At 72.8% G+C, this 23882-nt stretch carries 27 protein-coding genes; 10 read left to right on the top strand and 17 right to left on the bottom strand.

Translation table 11 applies throughout. The features are described 5' to 3' along the window. Nucleotides 1-31 precede the first annotated feature (31 nt). Complete coding sequence (locus tag M4960_RS05275) at nt 32-331, bottom strand: excalibur calcium-binding domain-containing protein (protein ID WP_243649928.1); 300 nt, start codon at nt 329-331, stop codon at nt 32-34. Nucleotides 332-486: 155 nt separating this feature from the next. Between M4960_RS05275 and M4960_RS05270 the strand changes: the two genes are divergently transcribed. Next, a complete protein-coding gene (locus M4960_RS05270; protein WP_248703655.1) occupies nt 487-861 on the top strand; it encodes an MmcQ/YjbR family DNA-binding protein in 375 nt (124 codons plus the stop codon). Here the strand turns inward: M4960_RS05270 and M4960_RS05265 are convergent, their stop codons facing one another. Further along, nucleotides 862-1527 carry an MOSC domain-containing protein gene (locus M4960_RS05265; RefSeq protein ID WP_133937901.1) on the bottom strand — a complete coding sequence of 222 codons (666 nt, stop codon included), beginning with the start codon at nt 1525-1527 and terminating at the stop codon, nt 862-864. Between the two features lie 106 nt (nt 1528-1633). Here M4960_RS05265 and M4960_RS05260 point away from each other — a divergent pair, with 106 nt between their 5' ends. The 3 genes from M4960_RS05260 to M4960_RS05250 are packed head-to-tail and all read left to right on the top strand — an operon-like array spanning nt 1634 to nt 3134. Next, the gene (locus M4960_RS05260) at nt 1634-2188 is read left to right on the top strand and encodes an RNA polymerase sigma factor (protein WP_111084365.1); all 555 of its coding nucleotides are present in this window, start codon (nt 1634-1636) and stop codon (nt 2186-2188) included. Next, entirely contained in the window at nt 2185-2829 is a 645-nt protein-coding gene (locus tag M4960_RS05255; protein WP_248703654.1) for a hypothetical protein, read from the top strand. Before M4960_RS05260 ends, M4960_RS05255 begins: the two co-directional genes overlap by 4 nt. Then, entirely contained in the window at nt 2826-3134 is a 309-nt protein-coding gene (locus M4960_RS05250; protein ID WP_248703653.1) for a hypothetical protein, read from the top strand. Before M4960_RS05255 ends, M4960_RS05250 begins: the two co-directional genes overlap by 4 nt. A gap of 74 nt (nt 3135-3208) precedes the next feature. Here M4960_RS05250 and M4960_RS05245 read toward each other — a convergent pair whose 3' ends face one another. The 8 genes from M4960_RS05245 to M4960_RS05210 all read right to left on the bottom strand — a co-directional run bounded on the left by M4960_RS05245 (nt 3209) and on the right by M4960_RS05210 (nt 9982). After that, entirely contained in the window at nt 3209-4375 is a 1167-nt protein-coding gene (locus M4960_RS05245) for a low temperature requirement protein A (RefSeq protein WP_248703652.1), read from the bottom strand. 92 nt (nt 4376-4467) lie between these two features. Next, nucleotides 4468-5235 (bottom strand): hypothetical protein, encoded by a 768-nt coding sequence (locus M4960_RS05240; protein WP_248703651.1) that lies wholly within the window; start codon nt 5233-5235, stop codon nt 4468-4470. A 413-nt stretch (nt 5236-5648) separates the two neighbouring features. Further along, complete coding sequence (locus tag M4960_RS05235; protein WP_111084361.1) at nt 5649-6104, bottom strand: MarR family winged helix-turn-helix transcriptional regulator; 456 nt, start codon at nt 6102-6104, stop codon at nt 5649-5651. 186 nt (nt 6105-6290) lie between these two features. After that, on the bottom strand, nt 6291-6941 hold the full coding sequence (locus M4960_RS05230) for a GntR family transcriptional regulator (RefSeq protein ID WP_131921791.1): 651 nt from the start codon (nt 6939-6941) through the stop codon (nt 6291-6293). Nucleotides 6942-7021: 80 nt separating this feature from the next. Beyond that, nucleotides 7022-7495, bottom strand: a complete 474-nt coding sequence (locus M4960_RS05225; RefSeq protein WP_123292022.1) for a DUF1810 domain-containing protein — start codon at nt 7493-7495, stop codon at nt 7022-7024. Further along, complete coding sequence (locus tag M4960_RS05220) at nt 7492-8283, bottom strand: YqjF family protein (protein ID WP_248703650.1); 792 nt, start codon at nt 8281-8283, stop codon at nt 7492-7494. Before M4960_RS05220 ends, M4960_RS05225 begins: the two co-directional genes overlap by 4 nt. Next, nucleotides 8280-8678 (bottom strand): hypothetical protein, encoded by a 399-nt coding sequence (locus tag M4960_RS05215; RefSeq protein ID WP_123338786.1) that lies wholly within the window; start codon nt 8676-8678, stop codon nt 8280-8282. The genes M4960_RS05220 and M4960_RS05215 overlap by 4 nt, the downstream gene beginning before the upstream one ends. A 29-nt stretch (nt 8679-8707) precedes the next feature. Next, nucleotides 8708-9982: a phosphopantothenate--cysteine ligase family flavoprotein gene (locus M4960_RS05210; protein ID WP_248703925.1), complete on the bottom strand. Its 1275-nt coding sequence runs from the start codon at nt 9980-9982 to the stop codon at nt 8708-8710. A 64-nt stretch (nt 9983-10046) separates the two neighbouring features. Here M4960_RS05210 and M4960_RS05205 point away from each other — a divergent pair, with 64 nt between their 5' ends. Further along, complete coding sequence (locus tag M4960_RS05205; protein ID WP_248703649.1) at nt 10047-10838, top strand: NRDE family protein; 792 nt, start codon at nt 10047-10049, stop codon at nt 10836-10838. A 162-nt stretch (nt 10839-11000) separates the two neighbouring features. Here the strand turns inward: M4960_RS05205 and M4960_RS05200 are convergent, their stop codons facing one another. After that, nucleotides 11001-11909: an SDR family oxidoreductase gene (locus tag M4960_RS05200; RefSeq protein ID WP_248703648.1), complete on the bottom strand. Its 909-nt coding sequence runs from the start codon at nt 11907-11909 to the stop codon at nt 11001-11003. Nucleotides 11910-11997: 88 nt separating this feature from the next. On the opposite strand from M4960_RS05200, the gene M4960_RS05195 reads away from it, so the two are divergent. From M4960_RS05195 to M4960_RS05185, 3 genes are all read left to right on the top strand, one after another. Beyond that, nucleotides 11998-13107: an LLM class flavin-dependent oxidoreductase gene (locus M4960_RS05195; protein WP_248703647.1), complete on the top strand. Its 1110-nt coding sequence runs from the start codon at nt 11998-12000 to the stop codon at nt 13105-13107. A gap of 149 nt (nt 13108-13256) precedes the next feature. After that, the gene (locus tag M4960_RS05190) at nt 13257-13886 is read left to right on the top strand and encodes a hypothetical protein (protein ID WP_248703646.1); all 630 of its coding nucleotides are present in this window, start codon (nt 13257-13259) and stop codon (nt 13884-13886) included. Nucleotides 13887-14246: 360 nt separating this feature from the next. Then, on the top strand, nt 14247-14738 hold the full coding sequence (locus M4960_RS05185) for a pyridoxamine 5'-phosphate oxidase family protein (protein WP_123292028.1): 492 nt from the start codon (nt 14247-14249) through the stop codon (nt 14736-14738). A 128-nt stretch (nt 14739-14866) separates the two neighbouring features. On the opposite strand, the gene M4960_RS05180 is transcribed toward M4960_RS05185, so the two are convergent. Next, nucleotides 14867-16108, bottom strand: a complete 1242-nt coding sequence (locus M4960_RS05180) for a hypothetical protein (protein WP_133937891.1) — start codon at nt 16106-16108, stop codon at nt 14867-14869. Between the two features lie 226 nt (nt 16109-16334). Here M4960_RS05180 and M4960_RS19635 point away from each other — a divergent pair, with 226 nt between their 5' ends. After that, on the top strand, nt 16335-16736 hold the full coding sequence (locus M4960_RS19635; protein WP_235035960.1) for a RidA family protein: 402 nt from the start codon (nt 16335-16337) through the stop codon (nt 16734-16736). A gap of 50 nt (nt 16737-16786) precedes the next feature. Here M4960_RS19635 and M4960_RS05170 read toward each other — a convergent pair whose 3' ends face one another. The 5 genes from M4960_RS05170 to M4960_RS05150 are packed head-to-tail and all read right to left on the bottom strand — an operon-like array spanning nt 16787 to nt 22220. Next, nucleotides 16787-18460, bottom strand: coding sequence for an amidohydrolase family protein (locus tag M4960_RS05170; RefSeq protein WP_248703645.1), 1674 nt, complete (start codon nt 18458-18460; stop codon nt 16787-16789). After that, a complete protein-coding gene (locus M4960_RS05165) occupies nt 18457-19116 on the bottom strand; it encodes a bifunctional 4-hydroxy-2-oxoglutarate aldolase/2-dehydro-3-deoxy-phosphogluconate aldolase (protein ID WP_248703644.1) in 660 nt (219 codons plus the stop codon). The genes M4960_RS05170 and M4960_RS05165 overlap by 4 nt, the downstream gene beginning before the upstream one ends. 55 nt (nt 19117-19171) lie before the next feature. Continuing rightward, nucleotides 19172-20149 carry a sugar kinase gene (locus M4960_RS05160; protein WP_123292033.1) on the bottom strand — a complete coding sequence of 326 codons (978 nt, stop codon included), beginning with the start codon at nt 20147-20149 and terminating at the stop codon, nt 19172-19174. Next, nucleotides 20146-20991 carry an IclR family transcriptional regulator gene (locus tag M4960_RS05155; protein WP_123338793.1) on the bottom strand — a complete coding sequence of 282 codons (846 nt, stop codon included), beginning with the start codon at nt 20989-20991 and terminating at the stop codon, nt 20146-20148. The genes M4960_RS05160 and M4960_RS05155 overlap by 4 nt, the downstream gene beginning before the upstream one ends. After that, nucleotides 20991-22220 (bottom strand): alanine racemase, encoded by a 1230-nt coding sequence (locus M4960_RS05150; protein WP_248703643.1) that lies wholly within the window; start codon nt 22218-22220, stop codon nt 20991-20993. Before M4960_RS05150 ends, M4960_RS05155 begins: the two co-directional genes overlap by 1 nt. 171 nt (nt 22221-22391) lie before the next feature. Here M4960_RS05150 and M4960_RS05145 point away from each other — a divergent pair, with 171 nt between their 5' ends. Continuing rightward, a complete protein-coding gene (locus M4960_RS05145) occupies nt 22392-23789 on the top strand; it encodes an MFS transporter (protein WP_123938771.1) in 1398 nt (465 codons plus the stop codon). Nucleotides 23790-23882 lie beyond the last annotated feature (93 nt).

Here is a 23882-nt window from a genome sequence, read left to right as displayed (position 1 = left end):
TCGAGGGCCAGCGCTTCGGTGCGTCAGCGCGTCAGCTCTTCTCGCAGGCGATGCCGTCGGCGTCGCGGTCCATCTTCTTGTTCGCCTTGTACAGGGCGTCGTCCTTCTTCACCGTCCCCTTGAGGGCGCGGTAGGTCACCTTGCCATTCGAAGTGACCTTGTTCTTCGTGACCGACTTCTTCGCGATGCCGCCCGAGTACACCTTGTGCACCGCGGTGCAGTTGGCGTATGTCTTCGGGGCGGCCTGCGCGGTGGAGGCCCCGCCGACGACGACGGTGGTGGCGAGGACTGCGGTGGCGGCGGCGATGCCGAGGGTACGGATGATGCGCACGGGTTCCCCCTGGAACGAGTGGGTGATCGCCGGAGCGACCGCCGCGTCGGGTACGCGGCGACCTGATCCTACGATGTGAACGACGCTCATGACATGCCCCCGAACAGGTCCGGTCCGCGAGCCGCGGTGTCGGGCGTCTGGGGCATGCTGGGTGCATGGACGGCGCGCAGTTGCACGAGATCGCGAGTCGCACCGCGATGGCCCTGCCCGCGGTGTTCGAGACGGAGCCCTTCGGCGAGGGCGCCCTGGTTTACAAGGTCGTCGACAAGATGTTCGTGATGACGAGCGAGCTCCGCGGTGTGCCGATCGTCAACCTGAAGTGCGCGCCGCCGCACGGGGCAGCACTCGTCCGCGACCACGCCGAGATCACACCGGGGTGGCACATGAACAAGCGGCACTGGATCACGCTCGCTCCCGGTGACGGCATCGACGAGACCCTGGTCGAGGACCTCGTCGCGAACGCCTACGACCTGGTCGTCGCCGGGTTGCCCCGAGCGAAGCGGCCCCTCGACCCGACGCGCGGCGACTGATCAGGAGCTGGCGGCTGCCGAGGACCGGGCGGCTGCCGAGGACCGGGCGAGGACCTTCGAGACGTCGCGGACGACCTTCGGCGCGAGTCGCTCCCCGGACTCGAGCACGGCACGGGCACGCTCGGGGGTCAGCCCCGCGAAGACCTCGCCGATCGTCACGCCGTGCTCCGGCCGGTACGTCACGACGACCGGGTCGCCTGCTGCCACCGGGCCGGACTTCACGACCCGCAGGTAAGCGCCCGGACGGCCTTCCTCGGTGAACCGCCGGACCCACTTGTCGACGCCCATCCGGCGCGCGAACGTGCCGCACGGGATCCGCGGGATCGTCACCTCGAGCTCCAGCGTCTCGCCGATGCGCCACCGCTCGCCCGTCACGGCCCCGGTGACGTCGACACCCGTCGTCCGCAGGTTCTCGCCGAACAGGCCCGGCGGGATCTCGCGCTCCAGCGACGCGGCGAAGTACGCGGCGTCCTCGTCGGCGTAGGCGTACACGGCCTGGTCCTCGCCACCGTGGTGCTTCCGGTCGGCCTGGACGTCGGCGTACAGCCCGAGCGGTCGGACCCGGACCTTGCCGTCGACCGGACGCTTGTCGATGGCGGTGACGCCGATCGTGCCGGAGTCGGGTAGCAGGCGGTCGACGCGGCAGACGGCGGTGACGAGCGACATGCCACAACTCTGGCGCAAGTGTGACGAGAAGTGTGACGATCCGCCGTCCTCGCGCGTCCCATCAGCGACCGACCTCGTTCCCAGCCCCGACCAGTAGAAGGAAAGCGTGCACCACCAGTCCCTCGCCGAGCTCGACGACGCGGTCCTCGCCGGCCGGTCGTCCGATGGCGACGTCCGGGCCTTCGAGGTCCTGATCCGCCGCTACACGCCGCTCCTGCGCGCCTACGCCCGTCGGACCCTGGGATCGACCGACGAACTCGACGACGTCGTGCAGGAGACCTTCATCACCGCGTGGGACCGCCTGGACCGGCTCGAGGACCACGCCAAGGTGAAGTCCTGGCTGATGCGGATCCTCAGCCGGAAGTGCCTGGACCGCATCCGGGCCCGACGGTTCCACGACGACGTCACCGAACTCGAGGTCGCCGCACCCGCCGACGACGCTCCCGACCGGGTCGCCGAGGCCCGCTCGCGTGAGGAAGCGGCGGAGACGGCGCTCGCTGAACTGCCCGAAGCCCAACGACGCTGCTGGATCATGAAGGAGGTGCTCGAGTACAGCTACGACGACATCGCCGCAGAACTCGACCTGCCTCCCTCGACGGTCCGCGGACTCCTGTCCCGAGCGAGGAAGAACATGATCCGACTCATGGAGGGATGGCGATGAGCGACCTCGACGCACTCGAACTCGACGACCTCGACGGCCACTCCATCGACGAGCTCGCCGACTACCTGGACGCCGGCATGCAGCCGCCGGACCCCAGCATCGACGGCTCACCCGCGTGCCAGAACGCCCTCGCGGCGATCCTGCGGGTGCGGCACGCGTCGCTCGGCTCCCTCGAGGCCGCCGCCCGCGACGAAGCCCCGGCCGACGAGTCGTGGATCGGCGGCGTGCTCGCCAACATCTCGTTGGAGTCCCGCTCCGGACGGGACGTCCCGCTCCGCGCGCAGTCCGAGTCGGAGCGCCCGGTGATGACCGAGGGAGCCATCCGATCGCTCATCCGCCGGACCGGCGACGGTGTTCCCGGCGTCCTCGTCGCCCGGTGCCGGCTCGAGGGCGACGTCACCGAACTCGCCGCACCGATCCGCGTGGTCGTCGAGGTCGCGATCATGTCGGGTCCGTCGATCGTCGCGACGGCGGACCTGGTCCGCACCGGGGTCGCCCAGGCGCTGGCCGAGCAGACCGACCTGGTCGTCGAGTCGATCGACGTGGTGGTCCGCGACCTGCTCGAACCGCAGCCCGACGCCGACGCCGACGACCCGCACACCGACACCGACACCGACATCGACACCGAGGGGACCCGATGAGCACCACCGACGACACCCTCGCCGCGGTCGAACAGGCCGTGGTCGACGTCCCCGGCGTCACCGACCTCTACCGCGCCCGCCCGACCGTGGCCAGCACGGTCAGCGCCGTCCGCGGCATGGCGTCCAGCACGGCCCCCGCCCGCGTCGTGGTCGACGACGGCGTCCTGCGGGTTGTCATCGGCACCGACGGACACCGCCCCGCGCCCGAGGTCGCCCGCGCCGTGCACGACGTCGCCCTGACGACGGCGTCGGCGCACGGCCTGGCGCTCACGCGGGTCGACGTGCGGGTCGCGCGGGTGGGGTGAACCCGGCCCACTGACGGACGGGAGGCCCGTGGCGGCACCGCCACGGGCCTCCCGTCCGACCCCCGGTCGCGTCCTCAGCGCACGCGGCGCGTCCCCGGCCGCCGCTCGGCGACCTCGAGCACCACGACGATCGCGGCGACGAGCAGCGCGGTCGCGACGAGGGAGACGTCGGGCACCACGATCGTCGCGAGGATCGCGACGGCGAGCACGACGACGATCGCGTTCCACCCGGCGGACAGTGACGGCCGGAGTGCGAGCGCCCAGATCGCGAGCACGAACAGCGCGACCGGGACGGCCACGGTCGCAGCCACCGTGGCGTGCGACAGGTCGGCCTCACCGGCGTCCGCGCTGACCGCGACCTCGATCCCGGCCGGCAGCGCACCCGCGGCGGCGAAGACGAAGTAGTGGCCGTAGCCGAACACGAGCGCGCTCGGCAGGTTCCCGATGTGGTCGTGCTGCTCACGCGAGAAGTAGATCCACCACAGTCCGGCGACGATGACGAGCCCGGCGGCGGCCAGCACGAGCAGCGACGCGAGGTGGTCGGCCTGGGCGATGCCGTCGATGACCGCGTTCGCCGAGGCGACGAGTCCTTCGCCCAGCACGATGAGGGTGAACAGGGCGTACCGCTCGGCGATGTGGTGCGTGTGCCACGGCGTCGTCTCGCCCGTGCCCTCGGCGATCGGCGGGACGAGGACCTCGAGCAGGACGAGGACGGGGAACGCCCACGCCGTCGATCCCTGCGGCAGCGCGAGCATGCCGACCCAGAGCACCTGGACGACGACGATGCCCACGGCGTACCGGAGTGCGGTGCGGCGGTACCGCGAGGACGACACGGCGACGCGGAGCCACTGCGCCACCATCGCCAGGCGCATCACCACGTAGCCGATCACCGGGACCGTGAAGTCCCCCTCGGTCATGGCGGCGTGCACCCCGGCGGCGAGTACGAGCACGCCGGCCATCTGCACGAACGTCGTGACGCGGTACAGCCAATCGTCGGTGTCGAACGACGTCGCGAACCAGCTGAAGTTCAGCCACGCCCACCAGATGGCGAAGAACACCATGGCGTACGCCACCACCGCGGAGCTGACGTGCCCCTCGGTCTCGATCTCGTGCAGGTTGGTGGCGGCGAAGCCCACCGCGACGACGAACACCAGGTCGAACAGCAGTTCCAGGGGGCTCGCGGCACGGTGTCCCTCGGCGGGGTCGCGGGGCGCCATCCGGCGCAGTCCGATCGTCGTCACCCGGCATGCCTACAGGACGAACGGCCCCGGGCGGTACCCGGGGCCGTTCGACGTGCAGGTGCGTGGGCCAGCAGGCGGCCAGCCCGCGCCGCTCAGTAGAAGTTGCTCGCTTGCGAGTGCGCCCACGCCGAGCACGGGGTGCCGTACGCGGCGCTGATGTACTGCAGGCCCCACTTGATCTGGGTCGTGGCATTGGTCTGCCAGTCGGAGCCGATGGTCGCCATCTTCGAACCGGGCAGCGCCTGCGGGATGCCGGTCGCCCCGCCGTTCGCGTTGACGGCCTGGTAGTTCCAGCCCGACTCCTTGGTCCACAGGTTGTCGAGGCACTGGAACTGGTCGGAGCCCCAGCCGTACTCGGACGACGCCAGTGAGGTCGCCGTCGCCTTGGCGCCTGCGACGGTGTTGCCCGCCGCCAGCTTCTGTGCGGCCTCCGCTGCTGCTGCGGCCGCCCGCTTCTCGGCGGCGGCCTTCGCGACGGCTGCTGCCTTCGCGTCGACGTCGCGCTTGTCCTGCGTGGCGCTGGCCTGCGCGACGTGCGCGGTCGACTCGACGGTCGACGAGATGCGCGTCGTGAGCGCGGCGCCGGACAGCTCCGGGTAGTCACTGAGCGCGTCGATGTGCTGCTCGAGCGAGGCCGTGTCGGTCTTGGCGTTCGCCGTCGTCATCACGGTCTTCGCGGTCGAGATGGTCGCCGCTGCCTGGGCACGGTCGAGGGCGGTGCCGCGCAGGGCGGGCTGGGCCGTCGCGATCGCGCTCGCGGTGCCGGTCGGCATGCCGAGCGCTTCGCCGATGGCGGGCTGGGTGCCGATCGTGAGGGCACCCCCGGCGACGGCGAGGACCGCGGCGCCGCCGACGATCAACGTCGCACGGTGTCGGAGCGCACGGTGGTGGAGGGCGCGGCGCACACGCCGGCTGGGGGAGTTCAGGGCCTCACGTCGGGTCGAGGCGGTGGTGGTGGGGAGGTCGGGGGTGTGTCCTGGCATCGGTTCCGGTGGTCGGGCGGTTCGTGGTGCGGGACTCCGGGCTGCGCGACGCGTCGGGGACGGTGAGCGATGCTGCGCGCGTCGAGGTGCGCGCAGCAGGGGGAGTCCGGCGAACCGGGGAGGACCGGACGGTGGTGTGGGGCCCGTCCGTCCGCCGCGACCGGCCCTGGGGAGGCCGCCGTCGGGCGAAGCCGACACGATGACTCGTCAGACTGGATGACGCGTCCAGGATCGCTGGCAGAACCGTCCGTCCACCCGTTGGTAACGGTTCGGTAACGGCCCGTTCGGACCTAGAACGTGTGAGGTTCCTGGGTGCGGTCGCCCTGGGCGACGCGTTCGAGGGCGTCGAGCGCTCCGGCGATCGCGGTGACGTCGGACTCACCGAGCTCGGCGATGAGCTCGGCGACGATCCCGGTGCGGTCCGAGCGTGCTCGTTCAACCGCCGCGATGCCCTCGTCGGTGGCCGAGACCATGAAGGCGCGGCCGTCCCTCGGGTCCGCTTCGCGCTCGATGAAGCCGCGCTGTTCGAGCTCGGTCAGGATGCGGGTCATCGTGGGCTTCGTGACGACCTCGATCCGCGACAGGTCGCCCGGGCGCAGGGGTCCTTCGCGCTGGATGGTGGCGAGTGCGGACACGATCCCGTACCCGAGCGAGGCCGAGTCCGTCCGTGCTCGCCGGTTGATCCGTCCGACCGCCGCGGCCAGACGTGCGGCGACCTCGGTACGGTCCGTCGATCGAGGACTCATGTGCTGCTCCGGGTGGGCGATCGGGTGGTCGCCAGCGATGCTATCGGCTCGCCGGATCCGCAGTCTGGGAGCGTCGTGCGCGTCGGTCGCGGGTCCGGACGGGGTGTCCGGGAGGCCCGTGGAACGCGGACCGCCCGCCTCGCATGCGCGAGACGGGCGGGTTCCTGTACGGCGGTACAGCCGGACTCAGTGCTTCTCGCCCGGCAGCTGGTGGATCGCCTCGGTCGCGAGCTCGGCGGCGACGTTGTCGCCGGACTCGGTCGCGGTGCGCAGCCGACGGAAGTCCGCGGTCATGCGGTCCCAGTCGACGAGCTCGTCGAGGTTCGGCAGGCGCAGGCGGAAGGCCAGACCGTCCATGGTGTCGCGGCACACGCGCTGCAGGTTCTCGTTGCCGCACTCGGCGACGTAGAGCGCGAACACGTCGAGCGAGTCGTGGTTGACGGCGGGGACGTCGTGCGACTCGAGCTCGGCGATCGTCTTGTCGAGCTGCGCGAGGATCTTCTTCCGTGCACCCGCGCCGAGGCGCGGGACCGCGAGGCGGACGACACCACCGAACAGCACCCCGAGGGTCTGCATCGCCTCGATGACCTCGGCGGGGTTCGGCGTCGTCACGCGCGTGTACCGGTTCGGCGCCATCTCGATGAGGCCGGCGCGGGAGAGCTGGCTCAGCGCCTCGCGGATCGGGGTGCGGGAGACGCCGAGCCAGGCGATGAGCTCGTCGTCGTTGAGCCGCTCGCCGGGGACGAGCGTGCCGTCCATGATCGCGTCGTGGATCTTGTGCCGGACGGTGTCGCGGAGTAGTTGGTGCTCGGTCGGGGCGCTGCGGGGGACCGGCATGGGTTCTCCTTCGATCGGGGCGCGGTCAGTGCACGCGCACCGATCAACGTACCTGATATGAGACCGGCGTTCCGCTCGGCTCAGCGCGTGTCACCGGTCGCTCGCTCGCCCGCGTCCAGCAGCCGGACGGTGACCGGGTCTTCCGCCCCGTCGTACCACCGGTCGAGCACCGCCGCGAAGGGCTCCGGGTCGGTCGCCGCCCGGGCGAACAGCGTCATCGAGGACCGGAGCTTCAGGGCGTCCGTCCCACCGAGCAGCGCCTCGGCCGACGGGGCCGGCGCCGCCGCGACGACGGTCGCGGCGGTCCGGAGTCGGTCCCCGAGCACCGGGTGCGCTAGGTACGCGCGGGCCTCGGTGAGCCCGCGCACGCCGTAGCGCTCAGCGGTGGCGCTCCGCCCGAGGCCGGCGAGCTGCGGGAAGACGAACCACATCCAGTGCGAGGTCTTCCGTCCATGCCGCAGCTCGGCGAGGGCGTCGTCGTGCACGCCGTCCTGCGCCCGCACGAAGCGGTCGAGGCTGTCCTGGGCGGCATCGTCCGTGGCGTGGTCGCTCACCGCACGACCCCGCCCCAGGCGTACCGCACCGTGGTGCCGTCGACGACGAGCAGCGAGTCGGGTGCCCGGTCGAACAGCCCCGGCATGCCGACGGCGTCCGGCAGGTCCCCCTCGAGCCGGTCGAGGTGCGCGGCCCGAACGGTCAGCGGCGGGTGCTGTCGCTGCCAGAACAGCGTCTGGGCCAGGTACCGGGCGTGGATGCCGGCGCGGGTGGTGAGTTCGGCGGCCAGTGGCGTGTCGACGACGTCGCCTGCGGTGACCCGGATCGAGGCCGCGTGCCGGGGTCTGGCCGTGCCCGAGGGGCGTTCCTGCCGCAGCGACCGCGCCCAGCGCACCGGGTGCAGTGCACGTGCGGGGTGCCGGACCGACCGGTGCGCGACGACCTCGCCGCGGCGGCGCGACCGGGCGTGCGCGAAGGTGTACGGCACGCCGAGCAGCGCGTGTGCGGCCACGATCGCCGGCACGTTCGCGGTGTCCACGGTGCGGTACGCGACGCCGCGTCGGCCCTGGTCGTCCACGGTCAGGACCTCGATGGTGACCTCGGTCATGCGGCCGAGGCGGCCGGCGGAGGGGAACGGCGGCACCCGCGTCTCGTGGAAGACGTAGGCCGTCAGTCCCACCCAGGCGCTGCCGTCGACCACGTCGGGACGCGTTCCCCGCGGGACGAGTCGCGCCAGCGAGCCCGGGTCGTGTCGCCAGTGCGCGAAGACGATGTCGTCCCACGCGTGCTGGGTCACCGGCCGGTGCAGCAGTGGTGCGGCCGCACGGGTCCAGGACGGCTGGGTCACCGCTTCGGTGCGTGCCGACCGACGCGCACGGCCCACAGGACGAGCGGGGCCTGCAGCGGGAGCCGCAGCACGGAGACGAGGCGCATCGCCCGGGTCGACCGCGGGCTGTCGAGCAGGTCGTTCGCCATCTTCACGTTCGCGGGGAAGACCGCGGCGAACAGGGCAGCTGCAGCCCACCCCGAGGCCCGGCGAGTGGCCGGGAACGCGAGCCCGGCGGCGATGCCGAGTTCGGCGACGCCGGACGCGACGGTCGTCAGGCGCGGTGGCAGTGTGTCCGGCACGATCCGGTCGTAGTGGCGCGGCTGCAGGAAGTGGGTGACGCCGGCCCCGCCGAGCAGCACCGCGAGCAGTGTGGCAGTCCGGGTGGCTCGTTTGATCCGCTCACGTCGTCGCATGCCCCCATCGTGCTCGCCCGTCCTCGGAATCAGGTCAGTGCGGTCGCGACGAGGTCGAGGACCGCCGCCGCCATCTCGGCCTTCGTGCCCGAGGTCTCGCGGACCACCTCGCCGCCCGGCACCAGGACCTCGATCGCGTTCTCCTCGCGCTCGAACCCGGCCGACCAGCCGACGTGGTTCACGACGAGCAGGTCGGCGGGCTTGCGGGCGATCTTCGCGCGGCCGAGTGCGATGCGGGCGTCGCGGTCGGGTTCGGTCTCGGCGGCGAACCCGACGATGACCTGCCCGGTGCGCCGCGCCGCCACCAGGTCGGCGAGCACGTCGGGGTTCCGCACCAGCTCGAGCGTCATCCGCTCGCCCTGGGCGTCCTTCTTGAGCTTCTCGGCGAGGACCTCGGCCGGCCGGTAGTCGGCGACGGCAGCGGTCATCACGACGACGTCGGCATCGACCGCCGCGGCGTGCACGGCCTCGGCGAGCTGGAGCGCTGACCCCACCGGCACCACGGTCGCGTCGATGCCCGCGGTCAGGCCGGCCTCGACGTTCGCGGCGACGACGGTGACGACGGCGCCGCGCGCCGCTGCGTCGGCGGCGATCGCCAGGCCCTGCCGACCGCTCGACCGGTTGCCGACGAAGCGCACCGGGTCGAACGGCTCGCGGGTGCCGCCCGCGCTGACGACCATGCGGACGCCGGACAGGTCGCCCTGCTCGCCACGGGCCCCGGCGCCGGACTGCGTCCCCCCGTCGGTGCCGGCGCGACGCCCCGCGCCTGCACCGGCCGGGTCGTCCAGCACGGCGAGCGCCGCGGCGACGATGTCCTCGGGTTCCGCCATCCGGCCGATGCCGGCGTCGTCGCCCGTCAGCGCGCCGACCACCGGTCCGACCAGGTGCACGCCCCGCTCGCGCAGGACGGCGACGTTGGCCCGGGTCGCGGGGTGCTCCCACATCTGCGGGTGCATCGCCGGAGCGACGACGACCGGGGCGTCGGTGGCGAGCAGCGTCGTGCCGAGCAGGTCGCTCGCTAGGCCGTTCGCCATCCGTGCCAGGGAGTCCGCGGTCGCCGGGGCCACCACGACCAGGTCCGCGCGACGGCCGAGGGCGACGTGGCGGACCTCGGAGACGTCGTCCCAGACGCTCGTGGTGACGGGGTTGCGGCTGAGCGCCTCGAGCGTCGGCAGCCCGACGAAGCGCAGCGCCCCCTCGGTCGGGACGACGTGCACCTCGTGCCCGCGCTTGACGAGGTCGCGGACCACGCCGACGGCCTTGTAGGCGGCGATGCCCCCGGTGATCCCCACGATGACGGTCAGGGTGCGCTCTGCTGCTGCGTTCACGCCGCTCACGCTACCGGGGGCACGTGCGAGGATCGACGGCATGTGCACCGTCGTCGTCCGCGTCGACCCCGGGTCCGCGTGGCCCGTCACCGTGCTCGCCCTGCGGGACGAATCACCCGAGCGTCCGTGGGATCCGCCCGCTGCGTGGTGGCCCGATCGCGACCCCGGGGTCCGCGGCGTGCGTGACCGTGCTGCCGGCGGTGCGTGGCTCGCCGCCTCGGACCGCGCCGGACTGGCGGTCGTGCTCAACCGCGGCGAACCGGTGCCGAGTGTCGACGGCACGTGGACGACCCGCGGCGTGGTGCCGGTCGACGCCGTCGCCGACGACCTGTTGCCCGGACACGACGGCACGCTGCCGACCACCCGCGCGTTCAACCTGGTGCGGGCGACCGCCGACGGCGCCGCGGTCCTGACCTGGGACGGCACACGGGTCCGTACGACCGAACTCGGCCCCGGCGTGCACATGGTGACGCACGGCGAACCGGACGACCCGGCGGCGCCGCGCATCGGCCGGTGGCTCGAGGCCTTCCGCGCCGCGGAAGCCCCGGTCGGGCCACCGGTGCTCGGACCCTTCGACGAACTCCGGACGGTGGACGCGGGCGACGACGCCGGAGACGGGTGGAGCGGCTGGTTCGGTGTCCTGGCGGAGTCCGCAGCGCTGCCGAGCGACCACCCCGACGCGATCCTCCGCGACGCGCACGAGGCCGAGGGGCACATGACGACGCTGTCGATCGTCGCCGCGGCGATCGGTCCGGACCGCACGGTCCTGCAGCACGCCCGCCTGACCGAACCCGGTCGGCTGGACGGGTCCGTGGAGCTGCACCGCGCCTGACGCGGGCGGCGGGCCGGACGCGCCACGGGCCTCCCGGCCGCGCCCCGCGCCCGCGCACCGTGCGAGGTTCCGTACTCAGTTCGAGCCGCGGTCCGCCGCACCGAGTGCGGAACCTCGCACCAGACCGCAGCGCCCTCGCACCGTGCGAGCGGCGCCCCGCGCTCAGAAGGGCGGACGCGTCCCGGTGAGGTCCTCCGCGACGGCCCAGAGCGAGCGGGCGAGGTCGGCGCTCCGTGCCGACCCGGGGATCGAGACGGCGGTCGTCGGTCCGGTCAGGCCGAAGGGGCCGGCCGGGCCGTAGTAGGCGCCACCGACCGCGTTCGGGCCGACCGCGGCGTAGAGCAGCGGCTCGGTGCCCTGCTCGACCGCCTGCGTGAAGGGGAGCGCGCGGTTGCTGGGCCGCACCGGCTTCGCGCGTCCGAGCGAGCGCCCGGCCGACTGCAGGTTCGTGCGGGTGTAGCCGGGGTGCGCCGCGGTGCTGACGAGGGGGACGTCCGCCTCGACGGTCAGTCGGTGCAGGTGCAGCGCGAGGAGCAGGTCGGCGAGTTTGGACTGGCCGTAGGCGCGCCAGCCGTTGTACCCGCGGTCCCACTGCAGGTCCCCGAATCGGATCCGGCCGGGGATCGCGGCGAGGCTCGACATGGTCGCGACCCGCGGCGCCTCGGCGCGCAGCAGCGAGGGCAGCAGCAGGTTCGTCAGCGCGAACGGGCCGAGGAAGTTCGTGCCGAACTGCAGCTCGAACCCGTCGACCGTCTCGAAGCGCTGCGGCGGCGCCATGACCCCGGCGTTGTTCACCAGGACATCGATCGGGCGGTCCTCGCCGACGATGCCGTCGGCGAAGCGGCGCACGCTCGCCAGGTCCGCGAGGTCGAGTTCGCGCACCTCGACGTCGGCGTTCGGGTGGGCTGCACGGATCTCGGCCGCGGCGGCATCGCCCTTCGCGGTCGTGCGCACGGCGAGCACGACGCTCGCGCCGGCGGCCGCGAGACGGGTCGCGGCTTCCTTCCCGGTGCCACTGTTGGAGCCGGTGACGACGATCCTGCGTCCGGTCTGGTCAGGGAGCTTCGGCATGCGGGCGACCGTACACGCGGGCGCTGGCCATCACGGCTCGGCCGTGCTAGTTTGATGCAAACGCATGGAAGTGCGACCAGGAGGAACCATGAGCAACGCATTCGGCACCGACCGCCCCTCGGACGTCCCGCCGCCCGCACCCGAGCGGATCGGACGCGTGGAGCTCGGCATCGACACCTTCGGCGACGTCACCGAACTCGCTGACGGCAGCCTCAAGTCCGACGCGCAGAGCATCCGCGACGTCGTGGCCCAGGCCGTCCTCGCCGACCAGGTCGGCATCGACTTCATCGGCGTCGGCGAGCACCACCGCGCCGACTTCGTGGTGAGCGCACCCGAGGTCGTCCTCGCCGCGATCGCCGCCTCGACCTCCCGCATCCGGATGGGCTCCGCCGTCACGGTGCTGTCGTCCGACGACCCCGTGCGCGTCTACGAGCGCTTCGCCACCGTCGACGCGATCTCGGACGGCCGTGCCGAGGTCATCCTCGGGCGCGGTTCCTTCACCGAGTCGTTCCCGCTGTTCGGCCACGAGCTCTCCGACTACGAGGTCCTGTTCGAGGAGAAGCTGCAGCTCTGGGCGGCCCTGCGCGGCGGCGACGCCGTCACCTGGTCCGGCACGAAGCGCGCGAGCCTGGTCGACCAGGACGTCTTCCCGAAGCTCGAGCACGGCGCCATCCCCACCTGGATCGGCGTCGGCGGTTCCCCGCAGTCGGTGATCCGTGCGGCGTCGTACGGCCTGCCGCTGTTCCTCGCCATCATCGGCGGGCAGCCGGCCCAGTTCGCCCCGTTCTCGCGGCTGTACCGTCAGGCGCTCGCCCAGCTCGACCTGCCGCAGCAGCCCATCGCGATGCACTCGCCGGGCTTCGTCGCGGCGACCGACGAGGAAGCCGCCGAGCGCTACTGGCCGTACCACAAGGCCGTCACCGACCAGCTCGGCCGGGAGCGCGGCTGGCCGCCCCTCGACGTCGGCGGCTACCACGCGGGCCTGTCCGCCGGTGGCTCGCTGTACGTCGGGTCGCCGGAGACCGTGGCGCGGAAGATCGCCCGGAACATGCGGATCCTCGGCGCCTCGCGGTTCGACATGCGGTACGCGACCGGTCGTCTGCCGCACGAGGACATGCTGCGGTCCATCGAGCTCTACGGCACCCGGGTCGCGCCGCGCGTGCGCGAGCTGCTCGCCGAGCCCGTCCCCGTCCCGTAGGCGATCACCCCGGCGGGCCTACCCCGCGAAAGCGACAGATCGCCGCGGAACGTTCGCGGCGATCTGTCGCTTTCGCGCACCCGTCGGCCGGGAGGCGCGGGTCGGCTCCGTCGGTCCGGCTCACGGGCGCGCCGGGTACGGTCCACGGCATGCCGTCACGCCCCAGCACCCCTCCCGTCGAGCGCCGGTTCCGCGGCCGGATCATGGGCGTCGGCACCACCTCGGGCGTCCGGATCGTCGTCGGGATGTGGGACCGCTCGCCGTTCGGGGCGTTCACCGACGTGTTCCTCGAGCTCCCCGACGGCACCAGCGTGCTGCTCGCGCCGGACGAGATCGTCGCCGCCTACGTCTCCGGCACCTACCGGTTCGACACCGTGTCCGTGGTCGACGTCCGGGCGCGACGGACGGCCCGTGGCCTGGAGCTCGACGCCGGCGCCCTGCAGGTCTCGGTCGACGTCGGCACGATCTCACCGCTCGGCCGGGTGCTGCGCGTCGTGCCGAAGCCGATCGCCCGCGACCCGCGGTGGCTCGCCGTGATCGACCCGATCGCCCGGCTCGTCGCTCCGGGGTCCGGCACCGCCGGCTCGGCGGGGAACGGCCGCCGTGAGTACTACGGCGTGACCGGGGCGCACGACGTCACCGGCGTGCGCGGGACCTGGGCGGGGGAGCCCCTCGGCACCCTGGCGCCGCTCGACCCGCCCGTGGCGTTCGGCTTCGCATCGATGCCGCGGGTGCCGCAGGTCGTCGACGTCGAGACCACCATCCGCGAACCCGCCTGACGCGTTCCGTACGGGCGCATCTTCCGTCGATCCACCACCGGATCGACTCGTGGAGTGTCGCTCGTTGCGCATGCATCCGGTGCGTGTGCATGTTCCGACGATGCACGCGGTGATCGTCTGGTGGAGTGTCGCTGTGTGCGGACGCATGGAGCGCGCCGGACCGGGTGCGGGCACTGCGGACCGGCCACCTGCGTGGCCGGAAGTGTCCGGGGGAGTCGGCACGGGCCTCCCGGTCGGGGTGGTGCTGCCACGTGCCGGACGCGCCCAGCGTCGAGGGGCACACTGGCGGGAACGGTACGGCCCCGCCGGACCCGCGGTCGAACGTCGGGACGGGTGGGGCGCACGACGCAAAGGAGCATCATGACCGACACGCAGACCGACCAGCGCGCCGCCATCTCGGACATCGTCCACGGCGCCCACACGGCCCTGTTGACGACGGTGAGCGAGGACGGCCAGCTGCACGCCCGGCCCCTCGCCGTGCAGGACAAGGCGTTCAACGGGACCCTCCGCTTCCTGGTGCAGGACGGCAGCGAGAAGGTCGACGACATCGCCAGGAACCCGCACGTCAACGTCTCCATCGAGTCGCAGGGCGGCTACCTGTCCATCGCCGGCACCGCCACGGTGACGCAGGACAGTGCCGTGATCGACGAGCTGTGGTCGCCGTTCGCCGAGGCCTGGTTCCCGGACGGTCGCGACGACCCCTCGATCCGACTCCTCACCGTGTCGGGGGACTCGGTCGAGTACTGGACGCAGGACACCGGCCCGGTCGGCAGTCTCGTGCAGACGCTCAAGGCCGCACTCGGCAAGCAGAGCCAGCCGGACACCGGGGACCACGGGACCGTCGAGCTGTAGGGGCGGGGCGGGGCGGGCTCGGCTCGGCTCGAACCGACTCCGAACGACGGGACCGATGTCGTACGACGTCGGTCTCGTCGTTCGGAGTCGGAGCTGTCGTCGGGCCGCTGCCGGCGTCGCCGTCCTCGCTACGGAGGCCCGAGCAGCCAGAGCACCGCGACGAGCACCGGCTGCCCGGCCAGCGCCGCAGTGACGAACGTCCACCGCATCCACGGCTTCGCGACGAGCTCCGGCGAGCCGAACAACGGCGCCAGGGGCATGAGCAGCCGCGGGGTCGAGGCCATCGGCAGCGACACCGCGAAGATGTAGAGCGCGTAGGCGGCCGAGTACAGCACGGTGGTCGACCCGAGCCGCTTCGTCGACCGGCGGAGCAGCCAGATCGGGAACCCGACGAGCAGGAACACCACGATCAGGATCCCGCCGACGCCGAGCCAGCGCCCGGCGATGAGGAACCACGGCGACAAGGGCACGAAGTCCACGCGGCCGATGAAGTTCACCCACCACGACATCTCGGTCTCGAGGTAGGCGTTCGGCGTGCCGGTCACGTGCGACGCGATGACCGGCCACGCGAGGCCCGCCGCCACCATCACGGCACCGGCGGCCACGACCTGCACCTGCTCGCGGATCGGGAAGGTGTCGAGCACCCGCCCGGTCTCGCGGCGAGCCCGGACCCACCGCACCAGGGCGATGACCCCGAGCACGAGCGGGACGGCCAACGCACCCGGACGGGTGAAAGCAGCGGCGACCCCGAGCACGGTGAGCAGCCCGTACCGGCGACGCTCCAGGGCGAGCAGTGCGCCGAACGTGAGCGCGAGGAACATGCTCTCCGCGTAGCCGACCTGCAACAGGAACGACAGTGGCCCGCACGTGAAGAAGAACACCGCCCACATCGCGGCGGCGTTGCCCGCACGGTCCCGGACCAGGCGGTGCAGCAGGTAGGTCGCCAGCAGACCGGCCAGCACGGAGATGAGCGGGGCACCGACGGTGAACGGCAGCCCGGTCGATGCGGTGAGCATCCGGATCGTGAACGGGAACGCCGGCAGGAAGGCCCAGGCGTTCTGTGCCACGTTGCCGACGGCGTCGAGCGGCAGCACGTCGGGGTACCCGTGCAGCGAGATCTGCTCGTAGTACTGGCCGTCCCAGGCGGTGAGGAACGCCGTGAAGCCGTGCCCGTTGCCCCAGATGGCGTTGTCCGGCATCGCCCGTCCGATGAGCGGGTACGCGAGTGCCAGCCACAGCGTCGACACGATCCGGCCGCCGGTCCAGACGAGCAGCACGGCCGCCCACGCCGGCAGGGAGGTCACGGTGTCGAGTGCGCGGCGCCGTCCGGTCGCGGCGGTCCCGGTGACCGCGCCGTCGAGCCGGCTCATGCGCGTGCTCGGCGCGAGCCCGTGCGCGCTCGGCGGCGTTCGGGCAGGGAGGACGGCACCCGGCCAGGGTAGTCGCCCTCCACCTGGGTGGTCGGTGCGGCACCCCGGACGGGAGGCCCGCCCCGCGTTCTGCAATGCGGAATGCGCTGGTCGGGTGGTCGGCCCCACCGAGTGGCGTCCGCCTAGCCTGGAGTCCGCCCACGACCGACGAACCACAGGAGCAACCGTGCCGAACCCCACCGCGCCGAAGACCGCCATCGTGACCGACAACGCCCCGAAGCCCGCCGGGCCCTACAGCCAGGGCATCGTCGCCAACGGCTTCATCTACACCGCCGGGTTCGGCCCGCAGGACCCCGCCACGGGTGCGATCGCCGACGACGTGGCCGGTCAGACCGCGCAGGTGCTGGCCAACGTCGCAGCGGTCCTGGCCGAGCACGGTGCCACCCTCGACGACGTCGTCAAGTCCACGGTGCACCTCGAGCACTCCGACCGCGACTTCCCGGCCTTCAACGAGGAGTACGCGAAGCACTTCTCGCAGCCGTACCCGGTCCGCACCACCGTGCAGTCGCACCTGGCGAACATCCTGGTCGAGATCGACGTCGTGGCGGTGCTGCCGAGCGCTTCGTGACGTCGGCGCAGGCTGTGAGAAGCCTCACCGAGGCGCCTCGCCGCGCTGGATCACCGACCCCCGGTGCCCGCTGCTCCCTGCCCGTGGTCGATCCGACCCGGGTGGCGACGCAGCCCGGCACCGGGGGTCGCGTGCGTCAGGGCGCCTTCGGCCAGCACGGGGACGCCGGCGACGAGGACGTCGTCGATGCCCTCGGCCAGGCGCATCGGTTCGTCGTAGGACGACCGCGCCGCGACCCGATCGGGATCCACGACCACCAGGTCGGCGACCGCCCCGACGGTGACTGCGCCCCGTCGACCGAGACCGAGTCGCTCGACCGCAGTGGCGGACAGGTGCCGCGAGGCCTCGAGCCACGTCAGGAGCCCCGTGCGGGCGAAGTCCTGCAGGTACCGCCCGAACGTCCCGTACGCCCGTGGGTGCGGGTGCGTGCCCACGAAGATGCCGTCGGACCCGGCCGTGTGCCCGGGCAGCCGGAAGAGCGGTGCTAGGTCGTCGGCAGTCCGAGGACGGGGCACGCGCATCACGGCGGTGACCTGCAAGGCCGAGTCGACCAGGACGTCGAGGGCCAGGTCCACCGGATCCGTCCCGGTCGCCTCGGCGGCGTCGGCGAGGGTGCGGCCCTGCAGCGCGTGGAACTCGGCGGCGGGCACGTGCGACAGCGTGATCTGCTCCGCCCAGCCGGTGCCGAGGTCGGCGCGGGACAGCACGCGGTCGAGCACGGCCGCCCGGACCGCGGCACGACCCTCGTCGTCGGCGATCGCGTGGGCGAGGTCCTCGGTGCCGGGGCGGGCCAGGGCCGCGGGCAGCAGCAGCATCGACAGGATCGTGCAGCCGCGCGAGTACGGGTAGGCGTCGAACGACATCGGGGCGCCCTCGGCCTCGAGCTCGGCCAGTGCGGTCACCGCGAGGTCGACGGGCGCGTGCAGGTGGGAGACGTGTGCGCGGACGCCCGACGCGCGGACGATGTCGGCGATCTCGTCGAGGCCGGCGCGGGCGTTCCCCTCGTAACCACCGCGCATGTGCGACACGTAGAGGCCGTCGACGGCAGCGACCTCGGTGCACAGCGCAGCGAGTTCGGCGGTGCCGGCGAACAGGCCGGGGACGTAGTCGAGCCCCGTCGCGAGGCCGACCGCACCGTCCGCGAGGCCGTCGCGCACGAGCTCCCGCATCGCGGCCAGCTGCGCGCGGTCCGCCGGCCCGGGGTCGTCGCCCATGATCTGGTGCCGGACCGTGCCGGCGGGCACGAGCGTCGCGATGTTGATCGGGGTCGTTCCGTCGTAAGTCGTCAGCAGGCCGTCGACCCCGCCACCGCGGTACGTCGGGTGCGGGCCGTCGATGGCGGCGAAGTACGTGTCGGCGTACGAACCGTCACCCGGCGCCGGTCCGACGCCGTCCTGTCCGGTCACGATCGTGGTCACACCCTGGCGCAGGAGCGCGAGCTGCACGCCCTCGTCGAACACGAGCGACCCGGCGTGCGAGTGCGCGTCCACGAAGCCCGGCAGCACCAGGCGTCCGTCGCAGTCGATCACGTGCGCGTCGGCAGGGGCGTCCAGGTCGGCACCGACGGCGCGGATGACGGCGTCGGTGACGAGGACGTCGGCGCGCACCGGGGCCCCGTCCGCACCGAGGACCGACCCGCCGCGCAGCAGGACGACGCCGCCGGCGGACTGCTCGCCGGTGGGCTGCTCGGAGCCCGTCAGGTGCTCGGGATCGCCGGTGGTCATCGGTCGAGCGCCGCGACGAGCCGGCCGGCCCGCTCCCGCAGGGCGTCGAGGTCGCCCGAGGTCAGCGCGTCGCCGACGAGCGGGGACCCGAGTCCGACGGCGACCGCACCGGCGGCCAGGTAGTCCGGGGCGTCGTCGACCCCGATGCCCCCGGTCGGGATGACGTCGACGAAGTCGAGCGGTGCCAGGACCTGCTTCAGGAACGCGGGGCCGCCGAGCTGCGCCGCCGGGAAGACCTTCACCGCGCGGGCTCCGAGCCGCCACGCGTGGACGATCTCGGTCGGGGTCGCGGCACCGGGGTACCAGCCGAGGCTACGCTCGTGCGCGCGCTCGCCGAGTTCGGCGTCGAGGTGGGGACTGACGGCGAACGAGGCGCCGGCGGCGGCGGCCTCGTCGAGCTGGCGGACGTCGAGCACCGTGCCGACGCCGATGGAGGCCGCGGAACCGTACCGCTCGACCGCCCACGCGATGCCCTCGCGCCAGCGTGGGGTGTTCGTGGTGATCTCGATCGCCGTCACGCCGGACTCGACCAGGGTGGCGATGACGTCCTCGACGTGGTCGCCGGTGCCGCCGCGGAGGATCGCGATCGCCGGTCCGGCCTGGTGGCGGTGCCGTGCGCCGGCGTGCTGCTCGGTGCTCGTGGTGTCGTTCGTCATGGTGCGCTTCCTCGAGTGGTGGTGTTCGGCGGACACGGTGTCGGCGGACGCGGTGTCAGCGGTCGACGTGGTCGTGCACGGTGTGGTCGGTGTCCGACGGGTCCGGGGCGTGGTGCAACGCGGCCGGGTCCGGTCGGCGCCAGTCGCTCTCGACGGTGCAGGCGAGGGCGCCGGCGTCGGCGGCCCGGTCGAGCGCCTCGGCGGCGTCCGCTCCGCCCATGCTCGCCGCGAGCCAGCCCGCGACGAACGCGTCACCGGCACCGACCGGGTCGACGACGCGCACCGGGGTCGCGGGCCGACGGACGAACACGCCGTCGATCGACGCCACGGCGCCGCGGGAGCCGAGCTTCACGACCGCGCGGCCCCGTGCCAGTGCGGCGAGGTCGTGCGCGAGTGACTCCTCGTCGTCGTCCTGTTCGTCGCGGTCGAGCACGAGTCGGGCCTCGTCGTCGCCGGCGAACACCACGGCGGACCGTGCTGCGACGGCTCGGTACCGGTCTCGTGCAGCGTCGGCGCCGATGAGCTTCGGCCGGTGGTTGACGTCGAACGACACCGGCACACCGGCGGCGGCGGCCCGGTCGAGCGCTGCGGTCACGGTGTCGTGTGCGGACTCGGAGAGCGCGAGGGTGATCCCGGTGACGTGCACGAGCGCAGCGGTCTCGACGACGCTGCCGGGCAGGTCCGTCGCGGCCAACGCCGAGCCGGCCGAACCACGGCGGTGGTAGGTCACCCGGGTGCGGCCGTCGAGCAGCCGCTCCTTCATCATGATGCCGGTGGAGCGCTCGGCGTCGGGGACCGCGAGGACGTCGACGCCCTCCCCACCGATGTCGGCGGCGACCCGGTCGCCGGCGGGGTCCGTGCCGACCCGACCGATCCACGTGGCCGGCACCCCGGCGCGGACCAGGCCGATCGCGACGTTGCTCTCGGCGCCGCCGGTGTCCACCCGCATGTGCTCCAGGTCCGGCACCGCGCCGACGTCGCGCCCGGTCAGGAGCAGCATCGTTTCGCCGAACGTCAGCACCGAGCCGGTCACCGGGCACCCCGCGCGAGGGCGAGCTGCGCCGACGAGGACCCGAGCGCGACGGAGATCTCGTGGGCAGTCCGCACGACGCCGTCGCCGAGTTCGCGGACCGCTGCTGCGGGGAACCGCGAGGCCAGCCCGGAGATGCTCATCGCGCCGACCACCTGGTTCGCGTGGTCGAACACCGGGGCGGCGACGCACCGGATGTCCGGCTCGTTCTCGCGGTCGTCGATGCCGTACCCCCGTCCGTGCGTGCGGTCGACCTCGTGCCGCCAGCGGTCGTCGTCGGTGATGGTGTGCTCCGTCATGACCTGGGCCGGTTCGGCGAGCACCCGGTCGAGCAGCTCCGGTTCACCGAACGCGACGATCGCCTTGCCGGACGCCGTGTTCCGCATCGGCAGGCGGTTCCCGATCCGGGAGCCCATGCGGACGGTGCCGCGGGTCTCGACCTTGTCGACGTAGACGATGTCGGTGCCGTCCGGCACGACGAGGTGGCACGTCAGCCCGGTCTGCTCCGCCGTCCGACGCAGGAACGGGGCAGCGGCGGAGCGCAGGTCGATCCCCTCGAGGTAGCTCTGCCCGAGCAGCAGGGCGCCGAGGCCGAGCGTGAACCCGGCGTCCGGGGTGCGGCGCAGCAGGTCGTTCTCGAGCATCGGGGCCGTCAGGCGGAGCACCGTCGACTTCGAGGTGCCGAGCTCGGCGGCCAGCACGGACAGGCTGACGGACACCGCGCCGCTGCGGGTCCGGTCGGCGATGCAGTCGAGCAGGCGGAGCCCGCGACGCAGGGACAGTGCAGCGTTCCGGGCAGGACCGTCGCCGTCCGTCGGCACCGGGGCCGCGGTGGTCGCGCGCATCAGAACCACGTCGCGATCGTCCGGAGCACGGTGTCGTCGTCGGCCAGGACGTGCACCTGCCGCCACTTGTCGAACACCGTGCAGGGGTGCGAGATGCCGAACACGACGACGTCGCCGGGCGTCAGCTCGGGGGCACCGTCCGCCAGCGCGAGGTAGCAGTGCTGGTCGTCGAGGCGGGTGACGGTGACCGCCCCGGGCGGCGGGACGACCTGTGTGGCGCCCGCCGGGCCTCCTGGCAGGGTCGGCCGTACCGACCGCACCGACCGCACCACCGGCAGCCCTTCGTCGAAGGAGATGTCGCGCTTGCCCACGGCGACGAACGCGAGCCCGGGCTCCGGGCAGGACGTCACGCGTCCCCAGACCTCGATCGCGGCGACGAGCGAGCCCTCGGCCGGGTGCCGGCCGAACGGCGTGCGCTCGGCGTAGAAGCCGTCGTCGTGGGTCAGGTACGCACCCGACCGCAGCAGCACGTCGAGGTCGTCGGTGCGGTCTGCCACGGCGTCCACGACGGCGTCGAACCAGGCGCTGCCGCCCATGCTGAGGAGCTCGCGACCGTCGACGAGCCCGCGGACGGCCTCGGCGACGTCGAGCACGCCGGCGACGTACTCGCGTGCAGCGTCGACGCCGGGCAGCCCGCCCTCGTACCCGGAGACACCGCGGAGCACGAGTCCGGCGTCGTGGGCGAGCAGCGCGAGGGCACGCGCGTCGTCGGGGGAGCGGACCCCGGTGCGTCCGCCCGGGAACCCGAGTTCGACCAGGACGTGCAGCTCGCCGGCGACGGTGCCCTGCGCGGCGACGGCGGCGGTGACGCCTGCGGCGGAGTCGACGTAGCAGAGGACGTCGGCGTCCGGGTCGACCGTGCGCCGGGACGCGAGCCACGCGAGGCCGGCGGGGTCGAGGACCTCGTTCGCGACCAGGATCCGGTGCACCCCGTGCTCCCACGCGACCATCGCCTGCTGGACCGACGCGACCGTGACTCCCCATGCCCCGGCGTCGATCTGCCGTGCGGCGAGGTCCGGTGCCATGTGCGTCTTCATGTGCGGCGCGAACAGCAGCCCGTGGCGGTCGACGTAGGCCTGCATGACGGCGGTGTTGTTCGCCAGGGCGGACTCGCGCAGCGTCATCACGGGCAGGTGGGCGTGGTCGAGGACGTGGTGCGGAGTGCCCGCTGCCGGGTCCCAGGCGCCCTTCGTGGTCACGGTCCGGGTCGTCGTGTCGGCGTCGGTCATCGGTGAGCCTCCTGTCGTCGCGCAGCCTCCACGCTCCCGCTCGGCGGACCCGCAGGGCAACGCGCTGGTGCGCATCATTCTGCAATGCACAACACGATCGCGGAACCTCCTGACACGATCCCCCCGCGACCCGGCACCGGGCATAGCCTTTGACGCGACATGGCGACGACGATGACGACACCCAGACGGCGGACGGGCAGCACGGCGGTCGCCGTGCTCGTGGCGGGGACCTTCTTCATGGAGCTCCTCGACGGCACGATCCTGGCGACGGCGGCGCCCGCCATGGGACGCGACCTCGGCGTCGACTCGGCCGCCGTGGGCGTCGCGATCACCGCGTACCTCGTCACCCTGGCGGTCTTCATCCCCGTCTCCGGCTGGCTCACCGACCGGATCGGGTCCCGCACCGTCTTCGCTGGCGCGATCGCGCTCTTCACGATCGCATCGGCGCTCTGCGCGATGTCGACCGGCCTCGTCGACCTGACGCTCTGGCGCATCCTGCAGGGGCTCGGCGGTGCACTGATGGTGCCCGTCGGCCGGCTCGTGGTGCTCCGGAGCGCCGGCCGCGAGCAGCTCGTCACGGCCATCGCGATCCTCACCTGGCCCGCCCTCGCCGCGCCGATCATCGCCCCGTTCATCGGCGGCGTGCTCGTCGACACCCTGACGTGGCACTGGATCTTCCTGATCAACATCCCGCTCGGCGTCATCGCGTTCGTCGCCGCGCTCGTGCTCGTCCCGCAGGAGCGCGCCGCGCAGCGTGTGCCGTTCGACTGGTTCGGATCGCTGCTCGCGTGCTTCGGCCTCGGGTCGCTCGTCGTGATGGCGTCGCTGCTCGCGCTCGACGTCATCCCGGTCCTGGCCGTCGTGGTGTCCGGTGTCGTCGGTGCCGTCTGCTGCTGGTTCGCGATCCGGCACTTCCGCCGGGCGCCGCACCCGATCATGGGGCTCGAGGCGTTCCGGCTCGAGACGTTCCGGGTGTCGCACGCCGGCGGCAGCCTGTTCCGACTTGCGGTCTCCGCGGTGCCGTTCGTGCTCCCGCTGCTGTTCCAGGACGCCTGGGGCTGGAGCGCCGTGCTCGCCGGGTCCGCCGTGCTGTGGGTCTTCGTCGGCAACCTCGGCATCAAGCCGATGACGACACCGTTCCTGCGCTGGTTCGGCTACCGCCCGGTGATCATCGTGTCGAGTGCGATCGCTGCGCTGACCGTCGTCGCGATGGCGTTCATGACCGAGGACACCCCGTTCTGGCTGCTCGCGGTCCTGCTCGTCGTCAGCGGAGCCGCCCGCTCCGTCGGCTTCACGGCGTACAACACCATCGCCTTCGCCGACGTCGAGCAGGCCGACATGACCCCGGCCAACACGCTCTCGTCGACGCTGCAGCAGACCGCCGCCGGCTTCGGCGTCGCCGTCGCCGCGGTCGTGATCCGCGCGGCCGGCGGGCTCGGAGGCGACGGCCCGTACTCCGTCGCGTTCTGGGTCATCGCGGCGCTGCTCGCCGTCGCGTGCGTCGAGGGCATCCTGATGAGCCGCACAGCGGGGGACACCGTCCGCCCTGCCCGCCGGGTCCGCGCCTGACCCGGGCGGTTCCACGAGGCTCTGCCCGCGGCCCGCGACTGTCCGTTTCCGTCACGGTCACACGCGCGAAACCCGACAGGCGTTACAGTCTCA

The sequence above is a fragment of the Curtobacterium sp. MWU13-2055 genome, from assembly GCF_023242305.1.
Lineage (GTDB): Bacteria > Actinomycetota > Actinomycetes > Actinomycetales > Microbacteriaceae > Curtobacterium.
The sequence above is the reverse complement of the archived record's forward strand: the minus strand, read 5'-3'. Positions and strand labels throughout refer to the sequence as shown.